A 21,162-nucleotide genomic window follows, 5' to 3' on the forward strand; every position below is an offset into this window, starting at 1 on the left:
CGATGTCGCACGTGCGGCATACGTAAAAGGAGAGCTCAGATGAACAAGGACCAAGTGAAGGGCGTAGCGGAAAAGGCGAAGGGCAAGGTGAATCAAGCAGTCGGCAACGTGACGAACGATCCGGCTCGCCAGGCCAAGGGGGATCTCCAGGAAGCCGCGGGGGATGTTCGCAAGGGCTACGGTGACGCCAAGGAAGACGTGAAGGACGAGCTCAAGCGCGACCGCGACGTGAAAAAGCACCACTAAAGGTAAGGCGCGCTCGCGCGCTTAGCTTCCAGCGGGACGGCCCGGCAAAGCACCGCCAGTCCGTCCCGCTTTTTTGGCCTGTTCGAGAATGAAGTCGATGAATGTAGCCGCGGCGCGCGTTTGATGACGGTCTGGCATGTAAAGCAGATACATGTGCGTGCCGAAGATGCTGAGCCGCCACGCATCGAGCGTGGTGACGACTTCGCCCCTCCGAATATCGTCCTGCACCACGTAATCGGGTACGATCCCCACGCCCAGCCCAGCCAATACTGCCTGGCGCAAAAACAGAAAATTCTCCGAGATCAGCGTCGGCTCGAGCAGCACCTCATGCCGCTCGTCGCGCAAATAGGCCGCCACACGCAATTGCCGGCCGACGACGGTCGCCGTAATGAGCGGCGTCGTACGCAAGGCGTCGAGTTCCGTCGGCAGCCCATGTTCCTCGGCGTAGAGCTTGGAGGCGCAGGCGACATAACGCACTGCCCCCATATCGCGCGCGACCAGGTTCTGCGGAGGCTCCGACATGACGCGTACGGCGATATCGACTTCGTCGCGCAATAAATCTTCGACGCGGTTTTCGAACATGACGTCCAGCACGATGCCCGGATGCCGCCGCTTGAATTCGAGCAGCCAGTCGGCCATCACGAGTTGCCCGTAACCGCTGGGGACCGACAACCGAACGCGGCCCTGCGGCGTCCGGCCGAGCGTCTCGGCCGTTTCCTGGGCGGCTTCCAGCGCCCGCCGGATCGCGCGGCCATGCTCGACCAGACGCAACCCCGCCTCAGTCGGTTCGACGCGCCGCGTCGTGCGCCGCACGAGTTGCAGCCCGAGCGAGCGCTCGAACTGATTGAGGTGATAGCTGACGTTCGCGCGCGTCATCTTGAGCCGGCGCGCCGCCTCGCTCAGATTGCCCGCCTCCAGAATTTCGACAAGCAGCGAAAGCGAATTGAGATCCATAAGTCCGCCGCACGGCGAGGCCGCAGGCACTGTCAAGGCAATTTTTACAGTCTGTCAACTCAGGCTTCAATTGTCAATTGCGGCTATCCGCTCGACAATCGCACGATCGTCAACTTGCCGCGCGCCCGCTATGAATGCCTCCATGCCCCAATCTGTCGTTTCCCGATCGCTGCACGGCAATGTGCTGGTCGTCACGATCGATCACCCGCCTGTGAATGCGTTGAGCGTCGATGTGCGGCGCGGGCTCGTCGATGCGATCGAGGCCGCGGAACACGACGCGGCGGTCGCCGCTGTGTTGATCGTCGGCGCGGGACGCAATTTCATCGCCGGCGCCGACATCCGCGAATTCGGCAAGCCGCCGCTGCCACCGGCGCTGCCGATCGTCTGCAATCGCATCGAGTCGTGCGCGAAGCCCGTCGTCGCGGCCATTCACGGCGCGGCGCTCGGCGGCGGCCTGGAAGTCGCGCTGGCCGCACACTATCGGCTGGCCGTGCGCGGCGCCAAACTCGGCTTCCCCGAAGTCCAGCTGGGCTTGCTGCCCGGCGCCGGCGGCACGCAACGCGCACCGCGTCTCATCGGCGCCGCGCCCGCCCTCGATTTGATGCTCTCGGGCCGGCACGCGCGTGCGGAGGAAGCACGCTCGCTGGGCCTCGTCGATCGCCTCGGCGCGACAGATGACGTACTTGGCGAAGGGCTCGCCTACGCGCGCGAACTGGTAGCAGCAAAAGCCGGCGTGCGCCCCACGCGGGCAGCCAAGGCACTCGCCGATGCCGGTGCGAACCGCGCAGCCGTCGAGGCCGCGCGCAAGGACACGGCCGCGCGGGCGCGAGGGCTCTTCTCGCCCTTGAGGATCGTCGACGCAGTGGAAGCCGCACTGACGCTGCCGTTCGACGAAGGGCTCGCACTCGAACGCAAGCTGTTCCTCGAATGCCTCGACAGCCCGCAACGCGCGGGCCTCATCCATGCGTTCTTCGCCGAACGCGAAGTGGCAAAGGCGCCGGAAACGCAAGCCGCCAAGGCGCGTCCCATCGCAGCCATCGGCATCGTCGGCGGCGGCACGATGGGTGCCGGCATCGCCGTCGCGGTACTCGACGGCGGGCTGCCCGTCACGATGATCGAGCGCGACGAAGCGGCGCTCGCCCGCGGCCGCGCGCATATCGAGCGTGTCTACGACGGGCTCGTCGCCAAAGGACGCATGAAGGCCGAAGCCAAGGACGCCGCCCTCGCCTGCTTCACGGGCAGCACCTCGTACGACGCGCTGTCGAACGTCGACCTCGTGATCGAAGCGGTGTTCGAAGACATGGCCGTGAAAAAAGCCGTCTTCGCCGAACTCGACCGCGTGTGTCAACCCGGCGCGATCCTGGCGACGAACACCTCCTATCTCGACATCGACGAAATCGCCGGCGTGACCTCGCGCCCAGCCGACGTCATCGGTCTGCATTTCTTTTCGCCGGCCAACGTCATGAAGCTGCTCGAAATCGTCGTCCCTGCCCGCGTCAGTGCCGATGTGGTCGCGACCTCGTTCGAATTGGCCAAGCAACTGCGCAAGGTGCCGGTGCGCGCGGGCGTCTGCGACGGCTTTATCGGCAATCGCCTGCTCGCCGTCTATCGCACGGCGGCCGATTACTTGATGGAGGACGGTGCCTCCCCCTATCAAATCGACCGGGCCATGCGCGAATTCGGCTACCCCATGGGCCCGTATCAAGTCGTCGATCTCGCGGGGGGCGATATCGGCTGGGCGGCGCGCAAACGCCGCGCCCCGACACGCGATCCGCGCATGCGCTACGTCGAAATTGCCGATCGCCTCTGCGAGCGCGGCTGGTTCGGGCAAAAGACGGGGCGCGGCTTCTACCTCTACGAACAAGGCGCGCGCGTAGGCACGCCCGATCCTGAAGTGGAGGCCATCATCGAGAGCGAACGCTTGCGCGCGGGCGTCTCGCCGCGTAGTTTCACAGACGATGAGATCGTGCGCCGCCTCATGTGTGCCGTCATCAACGAAGCCGCGAACGTCGTGCGCGAAGGCATCGCGCTGCGCCCACTCGATGTCGATGTCGCGTTGATCTACGGCTACGGCTTTCCGCGCTACCGCGGTGGCCCGATGAAATATGCGGACATGCTCGGGCTGCCGAACGTGCTGTCCGAATTGGAACGCCTATCGCAGGAGGATGCGTTCTTCTGGAAGCCGTCGCCGCTGATCGTGGAGTTGGTTCAGCGCGGTGCCGATTTTGCGAGCCTGAACGGCACGCCATCGTAACGCGCCGTCTCGTGCGGTGTTCAGCGCGCACGGGTACGTGCGCCGCCGCACGTTCGCCCCGGACACCGCACGGGCCGCGCACACACGAATTCGACTACGAGCACGACACGAGGCGCGTCGCGTCGCGCCATCTCATCACTCGATCGTCTGACGAGAGGTAAGCGATGGATCTGAGTTTCACGGCTGAGGAAGAGGCATTTCGCGGCGAAGTTCGGCGCTTTCTCGACGAACGGCTGCCGGCGCGGACGGCGCATAAAGTCAAGCATGGGCTTCGGCTCACGCGCGCCGATATGGCCGAGTGGCACGCGATCCTGAATACACGCGGATGGTTGGCAAGCCACTGGCCACGCGAGCATGGCGGCACGGGTTGGAACGCCGTGCAGCGCTTCATCTTCGATAACGAATGCGCGCTCGCGGGGGCACCGCGCATCGTGCCGTTCGGTGTGAACATGCTCGGGCCGGTCCTGATCAAATACGGCAGCGAAGCGCACAAGCGCCACTGGCTGCCACGCATCCTGGACGGCAGCGACTGGTGGTGCCAAGGCTACTCCGAGCCTGGCGCCGGTTCCGATCTCGCCTCGCTCTCGACGCGCGCGATGCGCGGGACAGACGCAGGGGGAGAGCATTACATCGTGAACGGGCAAAAGACGTGGACCACGCTTGGCCACTACGCGAACATGATGTTCTGTCTCGTACGGACAGCCACCGACGTACGCAAGCAAGAAGGCATCAGCTTCCTGCTGATCGACATGCAGACGCCGGGCATCGAGGTGCGTCCCATCGTGACATTGGACGGCGAGCACGAAGTCAACGAAGTATTCTTCACCGACGTGCGCGTGCCGGTCGACAACCTTGTCGGCGAAGAAAACCGCGGCTGGACCTACGCCAAATATCTGCTCACCTACGAACGCACGAACATCGCGGGTGTTGGGTTCTCCGTGGCGGCGCTGGAGCGGCTTCGACACGCGGCGGCGAAGATCATGCAAGGCGGACGGCCGCTTGCCGACGATCCGCTATTTGCGGCCCGGATGGCGCGCGTCGCCATCGATCTCGAGAACATGAAGACGACGAACCTGCGCACGATTGCGGCGGCCGCGGGCAGCGGTGCGCCGGGCGTGCAAAGCTCGATGCTGAAGGTGCGTGGCACGCTGATCCGGCAAGAAATTGCGGCGTTGATGCGGCGAGCGTTGGGCCCTTATGCGCAGCCGTTTATCGATGAAGCCTTCAACGAGGGCTACGACGGCGCCCCGTTCGGCGCGTTCGATGCGCCGGATGCCGCCAAGAGCGATTTCAACAACTACAAGCTGTCGATCTTCGGCGGATCAAACGAGATCCAGAAGAACATCATCGCGAAGGCCATGCTTGAACTGTAGTGTGCGCCGTCGCGCGTTGTCCTTGTTGTTCTCTGTTGCTCTACGTCGTTGGCGTGTGGCATCACGTGAGCCGGGACGCTCGTATGCAATCAAAACCTGAGAGGAGCCGACGATGAACTTCGCGCTGACCGACGAGCAACGGATGCTCGCAGACACGCTTGCGCGCTTCGTTGCCGAGCAGTATGGATTCGCCACACGCGAGCGGATCGCAGGTTCGCCCGAAGGATTCGATCGCGCGATGTGGCGGCGCTTCGGCGAACTGGGCGCCATCGGCGCGTTGTTCGCCCCCGAGGACGGCGGCTACGGCGGTACCGGCGACGAGATTGCCGTCGTCTTCGAACAACTCGGGCGCGGCCTCGTCGTCGAGCCGTTCCTGGGCGCGCTCGTCGCCGGACGTGCGATTGCATTGGCGGGCGCGACGGAGCAACGCGCATGGCTGGCTCGCCTGATCGACGGCGAAGCGGTGGCCGCGTTCGCGCACGGCGAGCCTGAGTCGCGCTACGAGTTGGCGCGGGTCGCCACCACGGCCGCGCGCACGAGCGATGGCTGGCGCGTGAACGGAATCAAGGCCGTCGTGCTATGCGGCGAAGCCGCCGACGGTTTCGTCGTATCGGCGCGAACCAGCGGAGCCGTCGATGCTGAGCACGGTATTTCGCTGTTTTGGGTACCTCGCGACACGCCTGGGCTCGCGCTGCGTGGCTATCCGTTGATCGACGGCGGGCGCGGCGCGGAACTGTTTCTGCGCGACGCGGCGTTGCCAGATAGTGCGCTCATCGGCCTGCGGGACGACGGCTTCCCTACGCTCGAGGCGGCGCTCGGCCTCGGCGTGCTTGCGCTGTCAGCCGAAGCATTAGGCGCGATGGAGACGGCGTTTGCCGCGACGCTCGAATACTTGCGCACGCGCCGTCAGTTCGGTGTGCCGATCGGCAGCTTTCAGGCATTGCAGCATCGCATGGCCGATCTCGCCATTGACCTCGAACAGACACGCTCGGCCGTCATTAATGCGGCCGCAGGGCTCGAAGGTCCACGCCTCGAACGCGAGCGTGCGCTGTCCGCGGCCAAGTACACGGTCGGGCAGGTCGGCACACGCCTTTCACGCGAAGCGGTGCAATTGCACGGCGGTATCGGCATGACATGGGAGTTGCCGCTGTCCCATTACGCGAAGCGGCTCGTCATGATCGATCATCAACTCGGGGACGAAGACTATCATTTGGCGCGATATATCGCACTCGGCCGCACACCGGCCGATGAAATCGAATCGAGCACGACCGCGGCACGCTGAGCAACTGCACCCATTGCTCGTCTACTGCTCGATCTTCGGCCACCGCAGCGGCGGACCCGAAGCAGCGTGCCCAGGTGACGACATCGTCATTCGTGGCAGATTCGTTCGGCGAGGCACGATGGCGAGTTTGACCGCTATCTTGGCGGTGCCAGCGGTAGAGCCAATTCATCGCATAAATTAGTCTGTGCCCGATGCCATTCGCCGAATGGTTGCCAGGGCTCATACCTGAGATATGAGCCCTGCTTCTTTTGGACACGGAGTGTCTGCAATGAATCAGGCAGCAACAGAGAGCGACCCGAGCCGCTTGTGTCGTTCGATGCCTCCGGCGCTGACGCCGATCGTTCTTGCGCTATCGCTCGCCGTGCCGATACTGGCTCAAGCGGCCGGACCGTTGCCGAGCGGTGGGCATTTCGTCGCCGGCGCAGGGTCGATCGCAGGCAACGGCACCACCTCGCTCACGATCAACCAAACATCCGGTCGCGGCGTCATCGACTGGGACAGCTTCTCGATCGGTAGCGGCAACCATGTCAACATCGACAATGGCACCGGCGCCACGCTGAACCGCGTCACCGGCGCGAATCCTTCGTCGATTCTCGGCTCGCTCTCGGCAACAGGGAGCGTCTACTTGATCAACCCGCAAGGCATCGTCGTCGGCCGAAGCGGTGTCGTCTCCACCGGCGGGCGCTTCGTCGCTTCCACGCTCGATACCGACAATACGGCGTTCATGAACGGCGGCGCGCTCGCGTTCGTGGGCGCGTCGAACGGCACCGTCGTTAATCTCGGCAACATTGCCTCGAGCGGTGGCGACGTGTTCCTCATCGCCAGCAAGGAAGTCGATAACGTCGGCACGCTCAGCGCATCGAAGGGAACAGCAGAGGTCGCGGCCGTTCAACAGGTCCTGTTGAACGATTCCGCGGCGGGCCAGCAGCTATTCGTCCAGACCGCCAGCGACGGAAAGATCGTCAATCGCGGCACCATCGAAGCGGCGCAGATCAGCCTGCAAGCGGCCGACGGCAATATCTTCGCGTTGGCCGGCACGCATTCCGTATTGCGTGCGACGGGCACCGCCACGCGCGATGCTCATGTCTGGCTCGTCGCCGATACGGGCCGAGTCTGGCTCGACGGCACCGTGCAAGCGAGCAACGCAAACGGCAGCGGCGGTACCGTCGATACCGAGGCTAAGACGTTACGAATCGCCGGGCGCCCCACCGTGCTGGCGAGCCAGTGGAACATCACCACGCCGAGCTTCACCGTCGACGGATTGGCCGCCCCCGTCTTCCAAAGTAATCTCGACCGTGGCACGTCGATCAATCTTCAAACAACGGGCACGGGCGGTGCAAGCGGCGACATCGATGTCGCGTCGAGCATTCGTTGGAGCGGCGCGGCATCGCTTACGCTCGGTGCTTATCGTTCGCTCACGATCGATACGGCCGCGCATTTGAAGAACAGCGGCGATGGTAATTTGACGTTGCGTGCCGATTCGCAAGCGATCGATAACGGCGGCAGCATCGCCAACAAGGGGACGGTGGATTGGTCAACGAGCCGAGGCATCGTCAGCTTGTTCTACGACATGAACGGCATGTACCGCCCGGGCAATCTGCTCACCAATCAATCGTGGACCTCACCGACCGACAGCGGTCTCGTTACGCAAATCACCAGCTATAAGCTCGTCAATTCGTTGGCGGACCTGGAACAGGTCAATGCCGATCTCGCCGGCAACTACGCACTCGGCAAGGACATCGATGCCAGTGCGACGAGCAACGGTTCGTACGCTATGCTAGCTGGGGGTACGGCAGCCTTCACTGGGCAATTCTACGGCCAGGGCCACGCGATCAACTCGCTGACCTTGCAAACGACGGGCCTATCCTTGGGTATGTTCGGAACGATCGGTGCAAGCGCTGTCGTACGCGACGTCAATATCAGCGGTACTTCATCGATCAACGCAGATCAAGCTGACCAGGTCGACGGTTGGGAGGGACTCTTGGCCGCCGAGAATGACGGGACTGTTTTGCGCGTGAACACGTCCGGTACCATCTCAAACGGCTCCGGCAAGAACGACAGCGTGGGAGCCGGTGGTCTGGTTGGCCTGAACCGCGGCACGATTATCCGCTCGAGCAGTTCCGTGGACGTTACCTCGGGGGGGGACGGCGGGCTCGTTGGCGTCAACCGCGGCCTCATCGAACAGTCCCATGCGACGGGGCAAGTCAACGGAGCGAGCACGTTCAACAGCTGGGGAGCGCCGGGCGGTCTCGTCGGTAGCAACTACGGAACGATCAGTCAATCGTATGCGACCGGGGCGGTAACGGGCGGGTGCTCCGCAGACATATGTGGGGATGCCGGGGGGCTCGTTAATTACAATGCCGGCACGATCACTCAGTCTTATGCGACAGGCACCGTAGCGGCAGGATGCCAGGGAACACCGGACACGTGCGGGAGCACGGGAGGATTGGTGGATACCAACGCCGGCACGATCAGCCAGTCGTTCGCAACCGGCAAGCAGTCCGGCACCGACACCACCAACTCGTTCGGACAGGTGGTCGGGCCCTACGGCATTGCCTCGTTCAATAGTGGCAAGATCGCAGGCGACGTCTATTGGAATACGGACGCGAGCCCCTTCCCCGGCGTTGGAGACGAGCGCGCGCAGTCGGGCGCCAGTGGACTGACGACTGCCCAAATGGGCACGGCCTCGTCCTTCGTCGGCTACGACTTTGGGTCCAATGGCGTCTGGGCGATGCCGGCCGGCGCGACGCATCCGGTGTTGCAGTGGCAGTTGGAATCGACAACGGGCGGTTGAGATCTTCGTGCGATAGGAGCCGGGGCATCCATCGGGCATCACCGTCACGCTCGACCATAGCTACATGACCGCCGGCGTACCCGTCATCAACTCACGCCCAATACGACGAACCCGGCTCACACCGGGTTCGTCTTTATCAGCTCGAGTCAATAAAACCAGCTTTGCGAAGGTGCTTCGGAAGCACTCGGATATGCAGAATCAAGAGTATGGCGAACAACGGCAAGCCTATCCAAAGGAACGCCGAATTCTCGTTCACATTGAGAGCCAAACGAAACACACTCGCGATCACAAAGGTATAGATTCCGCTCGAAGCAAGCGAAATACTTCCAACGATCGTTATCGTGCGTTCCGCCGCAAGAATTCTTCGCATGCTCATTTTTTGTCTCCCGCATTACGAATGTCGTCCGTAACGGCCACTCCCTTTGAACCGATGCCGTACAACAGAATGCCTTTCGTCGTACCGTGTGGCAGTGCTTGATTCACGAACGGTACCAACGTCGGGTTATTGATCCGAGGCACTGTCACACCGAACATAGAACCGGGACGGTTTAGACCATCTGCGACCCCCATCTTCAAGGGTACTTCGGCTCGCAATGCTCCAAGAGCAAAAAGAAGGCTCGCACCATCGTATGCCGTATCCCCCCACGTCGGAGACAGTTGATTTAGCCCAGAGCGCAATGGATTCAGCCCGGGAGAAGCGATCCCACTGTACCGGTTATACAGTCCGCCCGCACCCTCAGCCATATCGCTCAAACCGAAGAGCACCATTCCACCCCCACCAAGAGAACAGCCCACTCCGGTAGCAGTGCAAATCGTTGCACCAGTCTTCACCGCCACACCACCCACCGCGACTTTGAACGCGTCCTTCGCTACGCCCATCGGATCACGTTGAATCGCGTCACCAACCTTCTGAAGCGGCGTGTAATCGAACAGCCCCGCCTGTTTCTGATCCTCGACCCAATCAAACTCTGCCTGCAATTGCGACGCCTCGAGCTGACTCACATAATTCGCCGTGTACTCCGCACTACCGGGCTTGTACTGCGCCCAGCATTTCACCTCATAGCAGGCTGCTCTCGTCAGCCGCTTCTCGAAATCCTTGTCATCACCCGCGCCCTTCTTAATGGCCTTCTTCTCGTCGGGACTCAACTGCCGATTAAACCGATCCGTAACCGCCCCCGCCAACGCGCCCGTCGATTCGCCAGCCGCTGCGCCCACGCCACCCGCCAACACATTCGATATCACATTCCCGACCAACTGATCCACGTCCCCATTGCCAGTCGGTCCCGCATCCCTGACCGCCTGCGCGACTTCCTTCAACTGCGGCGCAAGCTTCGCCGACAACCCGGCTCCCACCGCCCCTCCGACCGCACCGCCCCCGCCTCCCGTCAATCCCCCGGTGAGCGCACCGCCGGCAATGTGCAATCCGGCGCGATAGTCACCGCCCTCGCCCCAATCCTTCGCCGCTTGCCAATAACGCTCTAGAAGGTTCGGATCGGTCTCCCGCTCCGCGGCCTCTAGCGCCTCGCGTTGCTTCTTGTCCGCATACGCTCCGATCTGCTTCGCAACCGTCTCCGCCGCCGCTCCCGCCGCATCGATCAAATCCGATTGATTGGCGAGCACACTCTGCAAATCCGGCAGATTGTCCACCGTGCCGTTCAAATTCGATGTATCGCGGCTCAGCATCGCGACATCCTGCTTCTGATTCGCCTCGTCGACGATCGTGATACTGCCTGCGCTAACCGCACTCTTCGTGAGCGCTTCACTGCTTCCGCTGTCATTCACAGCCATCGGCAGCGCGCCCCCTGCGTTTTTACCCCTCGTCGGCCCGTGCGTCGCGTAGTTATTGCCGCCATCGCCGACGCTGCCGCCCGCACTCACCCCGACGCTGTTGGCGTCGTATGCCGACCCGTTGCGGATATCCGAGAACGAAAGCGTTCCCGTCGTTAGCTGGTTTTTCTCCGGCTCAGCATCACTCGCGATATACGCGCCCTTTAAATCCGTATTGCCCTTGACCTTGATATCGAATCCGCCCTCTCCGGCCTGAATGCCCGACTGCTCGCTCACACCCGCGTACTTACCGCTCGCGCGGCCATTCTGCATGCTGAAGCTCGCACTCCCACCTCCCTGACTGATGCTGAAGCCGCCACCAACACTTCGCTGTTGCGCGACGCTATGAACCGTGTCTTGCACCGACGCAATATTCAAATTCCCACCGATGTCCGCTATCACCTTTCTCGCGCTGACGTTCGCACCCATGATGTCCGTGTCACCACCGCTCACGATCGTGACCGTGTTGCTCGCGGCGATATGCGTGTTGTTGCGCATCGTCGCATCCGAATTCGCGTACCCCTGCGCTCGAGACATAGCGGCCGAGACACCCCAGCCGTTCGAACCAAACGATACGCCCACGCTCCCGCTCTGCGACTCGTTCGTGCTGCGCACGCGTTCGGTATCCGTGCTGCTCGCTAGATTGACCTTGTTAGTTGCGCTTAGCACGACGTCTTTGGCCATCACATCGGAACCCTCGATCGTCACGTTCCCTTGACCCGCTTCCTTGTCGCCCGTCGCCACGAACGCAACCCTTCCGCCCGCCTTTACATGGCTGCCATTACTGAGCGTACTGTCCTGCGTGTACGTCGTCTTGCTACGCGACGAACCGAAGCTCAACTCGATCTTCCCCTCCGGTTTCCCACCCTGGGCGAGTGAACTCGCCATGTCGGCCCCCGCGCCGACCAGATCCGCCACCCCGCCCGCTGCTGCAATGCCATGCAGCGCGGCGGCCCGACCATCCTGACTCTGGCCCGCCCCTCGCGCCTGCTGATTAACGTTCTGCATCGCATCGGTCACCGATGACTTGGCCGCCAAAGTGAAACCCGAACTCTTTACCTCATGCGTTTCGTGGCGATGCCGATCCGTCTGCGACGCGTCGACCTTGACCTCCTTCGCGACTCCCGTCACATTTCCCGCCGCGAGGACATCCGATCCCGTAACACGAAGCTTGTTGCCCGCACGCATTGAAACGTTGCCGTCGAGACTGCCGATCAAGCTGCCGCGCGAGCCCTTCTCTCTGTCCAAGCTCGTATCGATCGTCTGGTTCGTGCCGTATGAAATGCCCGCGCCAGCCGTTCCGAGTCCCGACTTTTTTACGTCTTTGAAGTGGTATTCGCTCGACAAGGTATCCGCCGTCGTGATCGACAGGTCATTCCCCGCGTTCAACCTCACATCACGCGTACCTGCAATCGTCGCCGCCCTTGCAGTTAGATCGTTGCCCGCCATGACTTGCACCGTGTCACCTGACAACAGGGTGCCGATCGCATCCGTATAGCGACTCGCGTCGATCGTATGCGTCGACTTCGACGACAACATCCCGCTCTCCTTCACGTGATGCTCGTCGTATGCACTGGCGCTGCGCTCGCCGGCGTAAAGGTGAACGTCGCGCCCTGCCACAGCGTTGACATCGCCTTGCGCGACGACGCCTGCCGCGGTCGCATTGAAATCGCGCCCAGACACGATGCCGATATTCCCCCCGGATTGGATAGCCGTCCCGATATCGATCGACGCGCTATGTTCCGCCCGGTTCTTGTCGTCCCACCGTACATGATCGTCATTGCGCTCTCGAAGCGCGGACAAATTCACATCGCGCTGGGCCGCCAGCGATACATCGCCAGACGACACCACCTGCGCTGCGTCGGCATTGAGGTCGCGCCCCGCTCGCACCGTCAGTGTGCCCGCATTGATTTGCGACGTGCGATCGATTGCCGTAGCCGATCCGTTTGCCGTTGTAGCCGATTGCGTGGTGCTGGCAAGGCTCACATCACGGCCGGCCGAAAGCCCGATCGTATTTCCCTGGATCAATCCGCCCAGGTTGACGAGGTCTTGCCTCGCCTCGGCTTGTACGGTCTGTCCCGCCACGACACCGACGTTCGTGATCGAATCCGCCGTAACGATCGTCATGGTTCGGCTCGCGATCGTGCCTGAGTTCGCAAGCGTCCCCTTGTTGTTCAAGACCACACCCTTGCCGGCGATGATCGATCCGGTACCGGTCACATCCGCCGCATTCGCACGCAAATAGACCTGCGGCACCAAGACTGTCTGCTCAGTCCCGTCCGGCAATGCGACCGTTCGATTCACGAGCCAGACGATATCGTCGGTTAGCGCCGCCATCTGTGCATCGGTCAAAGCGGTGCCCACATTCATGTCGAACTGCTGCGCCGCTTTCACTCCATTGGCCATGAGCGCCTGATAGGCCGCTTGGTTGTCGGCATAGTCGCCGATAAATCGCTGCCCTGTCGCCTGGATGATCTGTTGCTGAATCAATTGCTGCTCATAGAACCCATCGCCCAGACGTTTCTGCACCGAACTTGGATCGACACTGAGCGCCGCGATCATCTTCTCGCTCGATAGCCATGCTTTCTCGTTCGTAAAGCGCGGATCGGTTTCGACCAAATGTCGGCTGCCGGGATCTGGGACAACCTTGTACAAAGCGTTGTTGGGTAGCTTGATGTTAGGCTCGACGGTGCGAATTTCGATCGGCCCGAGCTTCGCTTGCGCGTCAGGGGTGAGCGCCACCCCCTTCGTTCTGAACAAATCGCCGGACGCGGCGATCGTCCGCCCCGTATCGCTGCCGATACGCTCGGCTAAATTAGCCGCAATACGCTTGACCGGTTCGCGATCCCGCGTAGCAATCGCGATCGGCAGATCGATTTCTCTCGGCGGAAGCGGCGCCGCGAAGTCCCGAGCGGCGAGTTTGCGTTCATCGCCGCGGAATGCGCCACCTGATCCCACCCAGGTGTGGATAGCCTTTCCCAAAGCATCGAACGTCTCCTTGCCTTTGGGTTGACTGTTGTCTTGAATCGCATCGTTCACGTAGGCGACGCCGCCGGCCAACATCTGACTCTTATCGTTGATGCCGGAGCGCGCCGAAATATTCATCCCGCGTCCGGCCGTGATCATTCCCGGCTGCGTTGAGGTCACGATGTCTTTCGTCGATTTCACGTTGACGTCGTAGATGGTCCAACTCTGAACGCTCCGGCTCTCCACATTTCGGTTGTAGTCATAGACCGCGCGGTTCAAAGCCGAGTACGACTGAGTCAAGCTGTCGTACCACTGCTTGAAAGGCCCGCAACGATCGGCCGCCGCGGTCAGACAGGATTGCATTTCCGGCAACGGCGAACCGGCTTGCTGAGACTGCACGACCGGTACGTTCGGGGTGTACCAATCCGCTCCCAAACGACGCTGCTGCCCCCAGGCACTCACGAACAAGTCGCCCGATTTGACATAGGAAGAGTCTGGCGGCGGCGGAGGTGGCTCGATACCAAATTTCGCCCACATTTCAGCGGGTACCGTGCGAAATACACCAACGGACTCCGCGGTGTTCGCTGCCTCACCGGGATACGCCAGAGTCGACGGATGACTGGGGTAATGAACGCTGTCGATCTTTCCAGCTACGCCGTTGATCGTGTACTTGGCGTACTCATCGAACGGATATTGGTTCGAAGCACGGAGCAGCATTTTTTGATCGTCATCGAGGGCCCATTGAGAATCGGTTCCGGGCCTCACTTCATGCGAATTACGCTGATAAAAATAGATGGACGACGGATCGATCCGTTCCGTGGAACCGGGAAGTGTGTACCAAAGCTGCCGGCCCAAATCAGTCGTTATCTGTTCCGTCTGGAAGTTCGCGTTGAGATTTTCGAAGCGAGTCGCGGCGATTTTGACGTGGCCGGCCGCATCGACCACCGAACCGGTGTTCGTCAATCGATCTGCCCAAGCATCCGAGGCCTTGCCGTCCGCGTCCAGACTTCCGGCTACTCGCAGGTCGTTCGATGCATAGATCAGACTGCCACCCGCATTCTCGGTCACCTTCGCCCCGATATGGATGTCGCTACGCGATGCGATCGTCCCCGCTAGGCCTTGCGAGTTAGCATCGTTACGCACGGTCCTTGCACCAATCGATACGGAATCGCCGTAGATCCGGCCGCGGTTGTCCACGACCTCTTTCCCGTCGACATGTGTGCGGCCGCCATCGATCAGCCCTTCGTTCGACAGCGACTCCTTGGCGTGAACGTGGGTCCTCGCGTTGCCTGCGATTTCCGCGACGGCTGCATTGTCGATGCGACGGCCGGACACGTTACCGGTGCCGCGGGCTGTCATCGAGCCGTGGTTGGTCACGTTGCCGTCCGAGGTGGCGTTGAGATCACCCCGTGCGCGAATCCGTCCTGAATTGGCTAGACCGTTGCGCGCTGTGATGTTGACGTCGCCGTCCGACTCAATGTCGCCACCGTTATTCAGGGCTACGCCCGACATCGTCAACGCCACACCGTTGACAAACACGCTCCCGCGAACTGTGCTCCCTTTTGCAAGACCGTTATCAAATGCTCCAGAATGCGTATCGAGTTCCGCCGACGCACCCGCGCGAATCAACCCTGAGCGATTGTCGAACGTGCCCGACTCGCTTTCGAGACGGCCAGTCGCCAGGATCGCTCCCTCTGCGTTCACAATGTTTGCATGACCCGTACCCAGGCTAACGTCGCCACCGAACACGATACCTTTGGTGTTGATGAAACCCTCGCTTGCCATTAACTTGACACCGCCGCCGGCCAGCATCTCGCCTTGCGTGTTATCGATGGCGTCCGACACCGAGGCGGTCAGTGCTCCGTTGAGCGCCCCGATCCAGCCCTCTCGATTCGATGCTGATCGCGCCACGATGTGCGCATCGTGCAACGCAGCGACCACGCCTTCATCGTTGGTTAATGTGCCTTTGGATTTCAATGCTGCATTGACCGCGCGCGCGGTTGTCCCGCGAGTCGTCAGGCTATCATCGCCGTTCACGTTGAGCGCGCTTGCCGCGAATACGTTGCCGCCATCGAGCGACACAGCCGTTCCGGTCACGTTGATGTTGTCACCCGCCGCAAGCGTGCCGTTGCTCAACACGTTTCCGCCGGTAAGGGATACGCTTCCCGGCCCCGACAACGCGCCACTCGCCTCCACACCCGCGAAAATTTGGCCCGCATTGGTGACGTCAGACGCCGCGAGATCGACGTTCGATTGCGCAGCGACCGTTCCTTCATTCCGAAGGGCTCCCCTCGCATCCAGGCGAACAGATTGGCTGGCGACGATCACCCCCTGGTTCGCCAGGTTCGGCGCATCGATACGCGCGTCGTCGGCCGCCTGGATGCGCCCACCGGACTGAATCGTGACATCGCCCTTCGCCGACAGAACAATGTCGCCGGTCAACGAATCGATGACACCCGAGCTGCGCACGCCAACGCCCGCCTCCGTACCGATAAGACGCACGCTATTGGCATACATGCCGCCGAGCGCTTGGACATCGATAGCAAAAGCCGGGGCCTCCCCTTCACCGGCTCGGACCGCAGTAGTGCCGTCCGCATAGCTGACTTGGTTCGCACCCGCAGTTGTTCGAATGGCATCCGCCCAAACTTGGCCGTTGATCTGCATCGCACGTGCGATCAGATCGATCGCACTGCCCCGGGCATCGAGTCCCGCACCGTCGATGCCAAGCCGGCCTTTTGTCACGTCGAATCCCGCGAGCGATCCGTCCGAATTGAAAGCCGGCCGCCCGGTTGTCAGTGATATCCGCGGAATATTGATGAAGCCACAGCCTGCGCACGTGATGCCCGCGGGATTCGCGATGATTACATTGGCGCGATGACCTGCAACCTCAGTGATCCCCAGTAACCGCGTAGGATTGCCCGTCGTCACTTGGTTGATGACCAACCGCGCGGGCGAATTGCCCATCAAAGGATTGCCCTGCACCCAACCAGCGATTTGTGTCTGCGCGCTTCTCGGCGTATTGACGATCACCGCGCCTTGGGCGCCGACGTTGTAATGCGCAAAGTTGTTCAACGATACGCCGGCTCGATTGGGAGCGACGATATTGATCAACGGCACGCCCGACGCGGAGACGCCCACCACTGGATGGCTCGCGCTGCTGCGATCGGGAACAATCGGCAACGTGGCTTGTGCCTCGACAAGAACAGGTTGCATCCCAAACGCGCAGAGCGCCGCGAAGGCACTCGCGCGAGCGGTGAACCAGAGCGGGATGGCGTGCCGGGTCGATACGTTTCGACCCGCGCTCCGCATACAGGCGCGCTTCGCACGCCGACACGCCGACGCGAATTCATCGGCCGGCACCCACATGCCGCGCACGCAGTTGAATACCAGTCGATAGATGCCGGAATTCATGGTTCGTGGTTTTGATCGCCAGACATAATGGGAGGAGCAGCCGAGCAACAACGGGCAGTTCCTCCCTCCCGTGCCGGAATTACGAGCAGTTCAATACCGCGAGACCATTGATCAGCCCCACCGTCGGTGAGTGAACGCCATAGGAGACGACAAGGTAGGGCTTGGATGCATCGGGACCCAGGAAGGCCGTATACAACGACGACAAAGTGCCGCGGGACGTCGACATCGAGCCCACCGGCGCGGCGGCAGTAAACTTCTGATCAAGATCCTTGCCAATCGAATATTGCAGCGACACATCCACTACGTTTTCGACGGCCCCTAGCGAATTGATGACGCCCGCCACGGTAGCCGTCGCGCTTCTCAACAAGCCGGGCACAGTATTACCGTCGCTCGCAGTTGGACGCGTCGCGGCCACCAACGCACAGCTCATCCCGGCCTTCGGCAGCTTGACGTTTACCGGTGCACCGACCGCCCAGACCCGGCCTTGCTTCGCATTGAACGATTGCCCCACCGAATCGCTGCCTGCCGTCCAACGGCCGATCGCGAAATGGCCATCGCCAGCCATGTCGGTCACCGTCCCGGCCGATAAGCTCAGCCCGTCGTCGCCCCAAGGCAGCGTTGTATAGGCACCCGGCGCATGTGCTTTGAGCGTAGAGACAGGCACATCACGCTTGGAAAGCCGAACCGTGCCTTGCGGAAACCCGCCATCGGGCGCCCACGTCACCGGCGGCGTAACGACGTTGACCGTCTCGATATCATTCGAAAGCGAAGTTGACTGTCCCTCGACCTTGATCGCCGCGGAGCCGCTGTCAGCGCCCGCCACGTTCGCCACCGCATCAGGCTCTGCCGCGCCGCCTTTGCCGCCGCCCCCGCAGGCACTCAACCCCACCGCGGCAAGCATGGCTACGGTCGCCGCCAATGTCTTCCTACTCCCGTGACGCCCAATCCAGTTTTCCATACTTCAATTACCCTCATGCAATGTTGTCAATCATTGAAAATGACGCGGAAGTCCGCGCCGCTTGCGAAAATCCGCCGACTCAAAACAGCGCGCTGATTTGAAAAAGAAACGTTGGAGAACCGCTGATCCCAGCCGGCCTCGACAACGGCCAGCCCACCGACGCGTCGTAAATCAAACCCGCTCCCAGGACGCTTCTGGGCGCAACCTGCCCTCTTGCACCGAGCACTGCGCCCATCAAGGTCTGACCGGTCAGGAAATCGGCGGCGCGCCCTCGGACCCGCCCCAGATCGACACCGCCATAAATGGACTGCGTTCCGATCGCCGTCGGCAGATACCAGTTCAGTTCGTTGGAAATTGCCCATCCGCTCTCTGCGGCGAGCGTGACCTGCTGATTGAACCCCCGTACCGAATAGCGCGTGCCGATCGTGAAATAGTCGGCAGGCGCCAGCGGCGTGCGCGCGTGTTGGGTGTTCCAATCGAATTGATACGAAAACGATTGGCCACCGAGTGTGAAAGGAAGCTGCGCACCGACACTCGCCAACGCGATGGCTGTTTTGCCGTCGAATTCCGGTTCGTCCAGCACCATGCCCGGTGTATTCGACAACCGGGGCAGCAACGCCCGCCACGCGATTGCGGCGTTGAGCACGACGTTGCCGACGTACTGCCGATGCGCCAGGCCCAGCTCGTATCCGATGACGTCGCGCGTTTGAGCAGGCAGGTCGACGCCGTCGTAGGTGTTGCGATTGATTCGGTGGTAGAGATCGCCGCGCGCTTCCGTCCGCGCGCTCGCGTTTCGGAAAATGACGCCCGAGAGGCCGGCCCGAAGTTCGGATTGCACGCCGCTGTATTGAACGGGCCCGTCGAACGCTGGAACGGTTTGCTTGTACCGCGATCGATTTACGCCCAGCGAAAACATCCCATAGCCGATCGGTACGCTGTAGTTCGCAGCGATCGACTGGGCTCCCTCGCCCGGCGCACCGAAGTTTGCGTTGGTCGCACCGGCAACCTGCAGTTGGTCATACAGATGCAAAGGGGAATCGTAGGTCAGCGATCCTGACAATCCCGTCTTTCCGGTCGAGTTCAAACCCGCGTTATCGACACCCAAGACGATGTGCCAGCGCTTTCCTTCGCTAGGATGAAGTACGAGTTCGGAATCGCCCAGGTTCGCGCCCGGGGCAATGTCGAACGTCGCATCCGACTGAGACCGCAGGCGCCGAAGATTTTCGAGTGCTTGATCGATATCGCGCTGGTTTAGCAACCTACCCGGCGACGTAGGGAGCGCCGTGCGCAGCCAGCCGATCGTCGGCGCATCGGCTCGTATTTCAGCGATGCGCCCAGGTACGACCGCAAGCGTCAGCGTTCCGGATTGCAGGGATTGGCTCGGCACCCACACACGCGAAGTGATGTACCCGCGTGCGATCAAGGCGTTGTTGGCTGCGTCCTGAATTTGCTTCAGCGCTGTCTTGCCGACACACTGGCCGACAAGCGGCTGCAAGAATCGCGCGAGCCATTCGAATGTGCTGTCATCGAGAACGAGCCGTTCGATGGTGAAACACGGGGTGTCGGCGGGCAAGTGTGCAACGCTGGTTGCGATGGGTGCCTCGCCGACGGGCGAAAGCACCGTGGGCTGTGCATTCAACGCCTTCGTCGCTTCGAGTTGCTGTTGCTGCTGGCGCTGGATTTGGGCACCGGGTGCGATTTCTGACGACGGAGCCGCTTGCGCCAACGGAGACGCGCTCAGCATGGCCGAGGCCCAGGCGATCGCCATCTCCCAAGCCCTCTTCGACGTCAACGGCGCAACGATGGCATCGTCGTCTCGCGGCCGACCGCGATATCCGTCGACGCGCGGACGGACATCGCGTATAGCGCGCTCGCACCGCACGACGCACGTTCGGCTGAACGCTCGGGCATCCCCGCCATTTCGGCTCGCTGACATCGACGACACGCTGCCGCCCTCGCTCTTCAAAAGCCGCCAATCTACATTCGGAGCTTTTGGGTGAAAGCGGCGAGGTCACAAAATCAGACGCAGTGAAGCTCCCGGGGCGAAGCCATGGCATTGTTCCTGGATGCCATGCCTCATGCAGGGTGACGAGAGAGAAGAAAGCGACGCGCGGCTGCTCGGCCGTACCACCCCATCCAGGGCCAGCCCGAGCAGCGCCGTATCCACGATCGCAAGAGAACGCGTTTCCGCGGCGGCTGCACAATGTGCTGCCGCCGCGGCATCAATCAATCGCCAACCGCGATCTTCCGGGTCTCTTTAATCTCTTCCATGACGACGTAGCTCTTCGACTGCACGGCCCCAGGCAGTTGAAGCAGGATGTCGCCAAGCAGCTTACGGTAATCGGCCATCTCGCCTATGCGAGCCTTGATGAGGTAGTCGAAATCGCCCGATACGAGATGGCATTCGAGCACTTCCGGGATCTTCTGCACCTCGCGCCGGAACTGATCGAACATGTTCCCGGACTTGTTGCCGAGCGTGATTTCGACGAACACGAGCAGCGCCGCACCCAGTTGTGCCGGATCCACGCGTGCGTAGTAGCCCGTGATCACCTGATCGCGTTCCATGCGTTTCACGCGCTCGATGCAAGGGGTGACGGTCAGCCCGACGCGTTCCGCAAGGTCCTTCATGGCGATCCGGCCATCTTCCTGCAGCGCCTTGAGTATCTTTCGATCGAGCTTGTCGAGCTTACGGATCGGCTGACGTTCCGTTCTCATTGTGTTTTCACCAAAAATCCAAAAACAACAGGAACAAAAACTGCTTTTGTCGCAATAGTATAGCACCAGAAACTGGTTAGATCGGTCTTTGGGAGCAACTATGCGAGTCGTCGTTTTGGGCAGTGGGGTTGTCGGTGTGACGAGTGCGTATTATCTGGCGCGCGCGGGGCACGAAGTCACGGTGATCGATCGTGAAGCCGGCCCGGCACTCGAAACGAGCTTCGCGAACGCCGGGCAAATCTCGCCCGGCTATGCGGCGCCGTGGGCCGCTCCCGGCGTACCGATCAAAGCAGTGAAGTGGATGTTCCAGAAGCACGCGCCTCTCGCAATCCGTCTGGACGGCACGCAGTTTCAATTGCGCTGGATGTGGCAGATGCTGCA

At 61.7% G+C, this 21,162-nt stretch carries 11 protein-coding genes and 1 pseudogene; 6 read left to right on the top strand and 6 right to left on the bottom strand.

The annotated features are described in order from the left end of the window. The first annotated feature begins 39 nt into the window (after positions 1–39). Positions 40–246, top strand: a complete 207-nt coding sequence (locus tag ACTHL0_RS08080; RefSeq protein WP_440566196.1) for a CsbD family protein — start codon at positions 40–42, stop codon at positions 244–246. Positions 247–267: 21 nt separating this feature from the next. On the opposite strand, the gene ACTHL0_RS08085 is transcribed toward ACTHL0_RS08080, so the two are convergent. Further along, complete coding sequence (locus tag ACTHL0_RS08085; RefSeq protein WP_440566197.1) at positions 268–1,200, bottom strand: LysR family transcriptional regulator; 933 nt, start codon at positions 1,198–1,200, stop codon at positions 268–270. A 142-nt stretch (positions 1,201–1,342) separates the two neighbouring features. Between ACTHL0_RS08085 and ACTHL0_RS08090 the strand changes: the two genes are divergently transcribed. The 4 genes from ACTHL0_RS08090 to ACTHL0_RS08105 all read left to right on the top strand — a co-directional run bounded on the left by ACTHL0_RS08090 (position 1,343) and on the right by ACTHL0_RS08105 (position 8,903). Further along, positions 1,343–3,454 carry a 3-hydroxyacyl-CoA dehydrogenase NAD-binding domain-containing protein gene (locus ACTHL0_RS08090; protein WP_440566198.1) on the top strand — a complete coding sequence of 704 codons (2,112 nt, stop codon included), beginning with the start codon at positions 1,343–1,345 and terminating at the stop codon, positions 3,452–3,454. Between the two features lie 164 nt (positions 3,455–3,618). Next, positions 3,619–4,827: an acyl-CoA dehydrogenase family protein gene (locus tag ACTHL0_RS08095; protein ID WP_440566199.1), complete on the top strand. Its 1,209-nt coding sequence runs from the start codon at positions 3,619–3,621 to the stop codon at positions 4,825–4,827. A gap of 112 nt (positions 4,828–4,939) precedes the next feature. Beyond that, positions 4,940–6,109, top strand: a complete 1,170-nt coding sequence (locus ACTHL0_RS08100; RefSeq protein WP_440566200.1) for an acyl-CoA dehydrogenase family protein — start codon at positions 4,940–4,942, stop codon at positions 6,107–6,109. Positions 6,110–6,377: 268 nt separating this feature from the next. Beyond that, the gene (locus ACTHL0_RS08105; RefSeq protein WP_440566201.1) at positions 6,378–8,903 is read left to right on the top strand and encodes a two-partner secretion domain-containing protein; all 2,526 of its coding nucleotides are present in this window, start codon (positions 6,378–6,380) and stop codon (positions 8,901–8,903) included. 372 nt (positions 8,904–9,275) lie between these two features. Here the strand turns inward: ACTHL0_RS08105 and ACTHL0_RS08110 are convergent, their stop codons facing one another. The 5 genes and pseudogenes from ACTHL0_RS08110 to ACTHL0_RS08130 all read right to left on the bottom strand — a co-directional run bounded on the left by ACTHL0_RS08110 (position 9,276) and on the right by ACTHL0_RS08130 (position 20,781). Next, positions 9,276–16,910, bottom strand: coding sequence for a two-partner secretion domain-containing protein (locus ACTHL0_RS08110; protein WP_440566207.1), 7,635 nt, complete (start codon positions 16,908–16,910; stop codon positions 9,276–9,278). 87 nt (positions 16,911–16,997) lie between these two features. Beyond that, positions 16,998–17,108: pseudogene (locus tag ACTHL0_RS08115) on the bottom strand (ESPR-type extended signal peptide-containing protein); the annotation flags it as partial. Between the two features lie 79 nt (positions 17,109–17,187). Next, complete coding sequence (locus tag ACTHL0_RS08120; RefSeq protein WP_440566202.1) at positions 17,188–18,066, bottom strand: hypothetical protein; 879 nt, start codon at positions 18,064–18,066, stop codon at positions 17,188–17,190. Positions 18,067–18,145: 79 nt separating this feature from the next. After that, positions 18,146–19,834 (bottom strand): ShlB/FhaC/HecB family hemolysin secretion/activation protein, encoded by a 1,689-nt coding sequence (locus ACTHL0_RS08125; protein ID WP_440566203.1) that lies wholly within the window; start codon positions 19,832–19,834, stop codon positions 18,146–18,148. 458 nt (positions 19,835–20,292) lie between these two features. Next, positions 20,293–20,781, bottom strand: a complete 489-nt coding sequence (locus ACTHL0_RS08130; RefSeq protein WP_440566204.1) for an Lrp/AsnC ligand binding domain-containing protein — start codon at positions 20,779–20,781, stop codon at positions 20,293–20,295. 100 nt (positions 20,782–20,881) lie between these two features. Between ACTHL0_RS08130 and ACTHL0_RS08135 the strand changes: the two genes are divergently transcribed. Continuing rightward, positions 20,882–21,162, top strand: a 281-nt coding sequence (locus ACTHL0_RS08135) for an FAD-dependent oxidoreductase (protein ID WP_440566205.1), incomplete at its 3' end; no start/stop codon positions are given.

Source organism: Trinickia sp., assembly GCF_051961175.1.
Classification (GTDB): Bacteria; Pseudomonadota; Gammaproteobacteria; order Burkholderiales; family Burkholderiaceae; genus Trinickia.

Bases quoted from the DNA above. Each gene is read 5' to 3' on its own strand.
- ACTHL0_RS08110 (WP_440566207.1), bottom strand. From the start codon at position 16,910: ATGCAACCTGTTCTTGTCGAGGCACAAGCCACGTTGCCGATTGTTCCC.
- ACTHL0_RS08095 (WP_440566199.1), top strand. From the start codon at position 3,619: ATGGATCTGAGTTTCACGGCTGAGGAAGAGGCATTTCGCGGCGAAGTT.
- ACTHL0_RS08090 (WP_440566198.1), top strand. From the start codon at position 1,343: ATGCCCCAATCTGTCGTTTCCCGATCGCTGCACGGCAATGTGCTGGTC.
- ACTHL0_RS08105 (WP_440566201.1), top strand. From the start codon at position 6,378: ATGAATCAGGCAGCAACAGAGAGCGACCCGAGCCGCTTGTGTCGTTCG.
- ACTHL0_RS08120 (WP_440566202.1), bottom strand. From the start codon at position 18,066: ATGGAAAACTGGATTGGGCGTCACGGGAGTAGGAAGACATTGGCGGCG.
- ACTHL0_RS08080 (WP_440566196.1), top strand. From the start codon at position 40: ATGAACAAGGACCAAGTGAAGGGCGTAGCGGAAAAGGCGAAGGGCAAG.
- ACTHL0_RS08100 (WP_440566200.1), top strand. From the start codon at position 4,940: ATGAACTTCGCGCTGACCGACGAGCAACGGATGCTCGCAGACACGCTT.
- ACTHL0_RS08130 (WP_440566204.1), bottom strand. From the start codon at position 20,781: ATGAGAACGGAACGTCAGCCGATCCGTAAGCTCGACAAGCTCGATCGA.
- ACTHL0_RS08085 (WP_440566197.1), bottom strand. From the start codon at position 1,200: ATGGATCTCAATTCGCTTTCGCTGCTTGTCGAAATTCTGGAGGCGGGC.
- ACTHL0_RS08125 (WP_440566203.1), bottom strand. From the start codon at position 19,834: ATGGCGATCGCCTGGGCCTCGGCCATGCTGAGCGCGTCTCCGTTGGCG.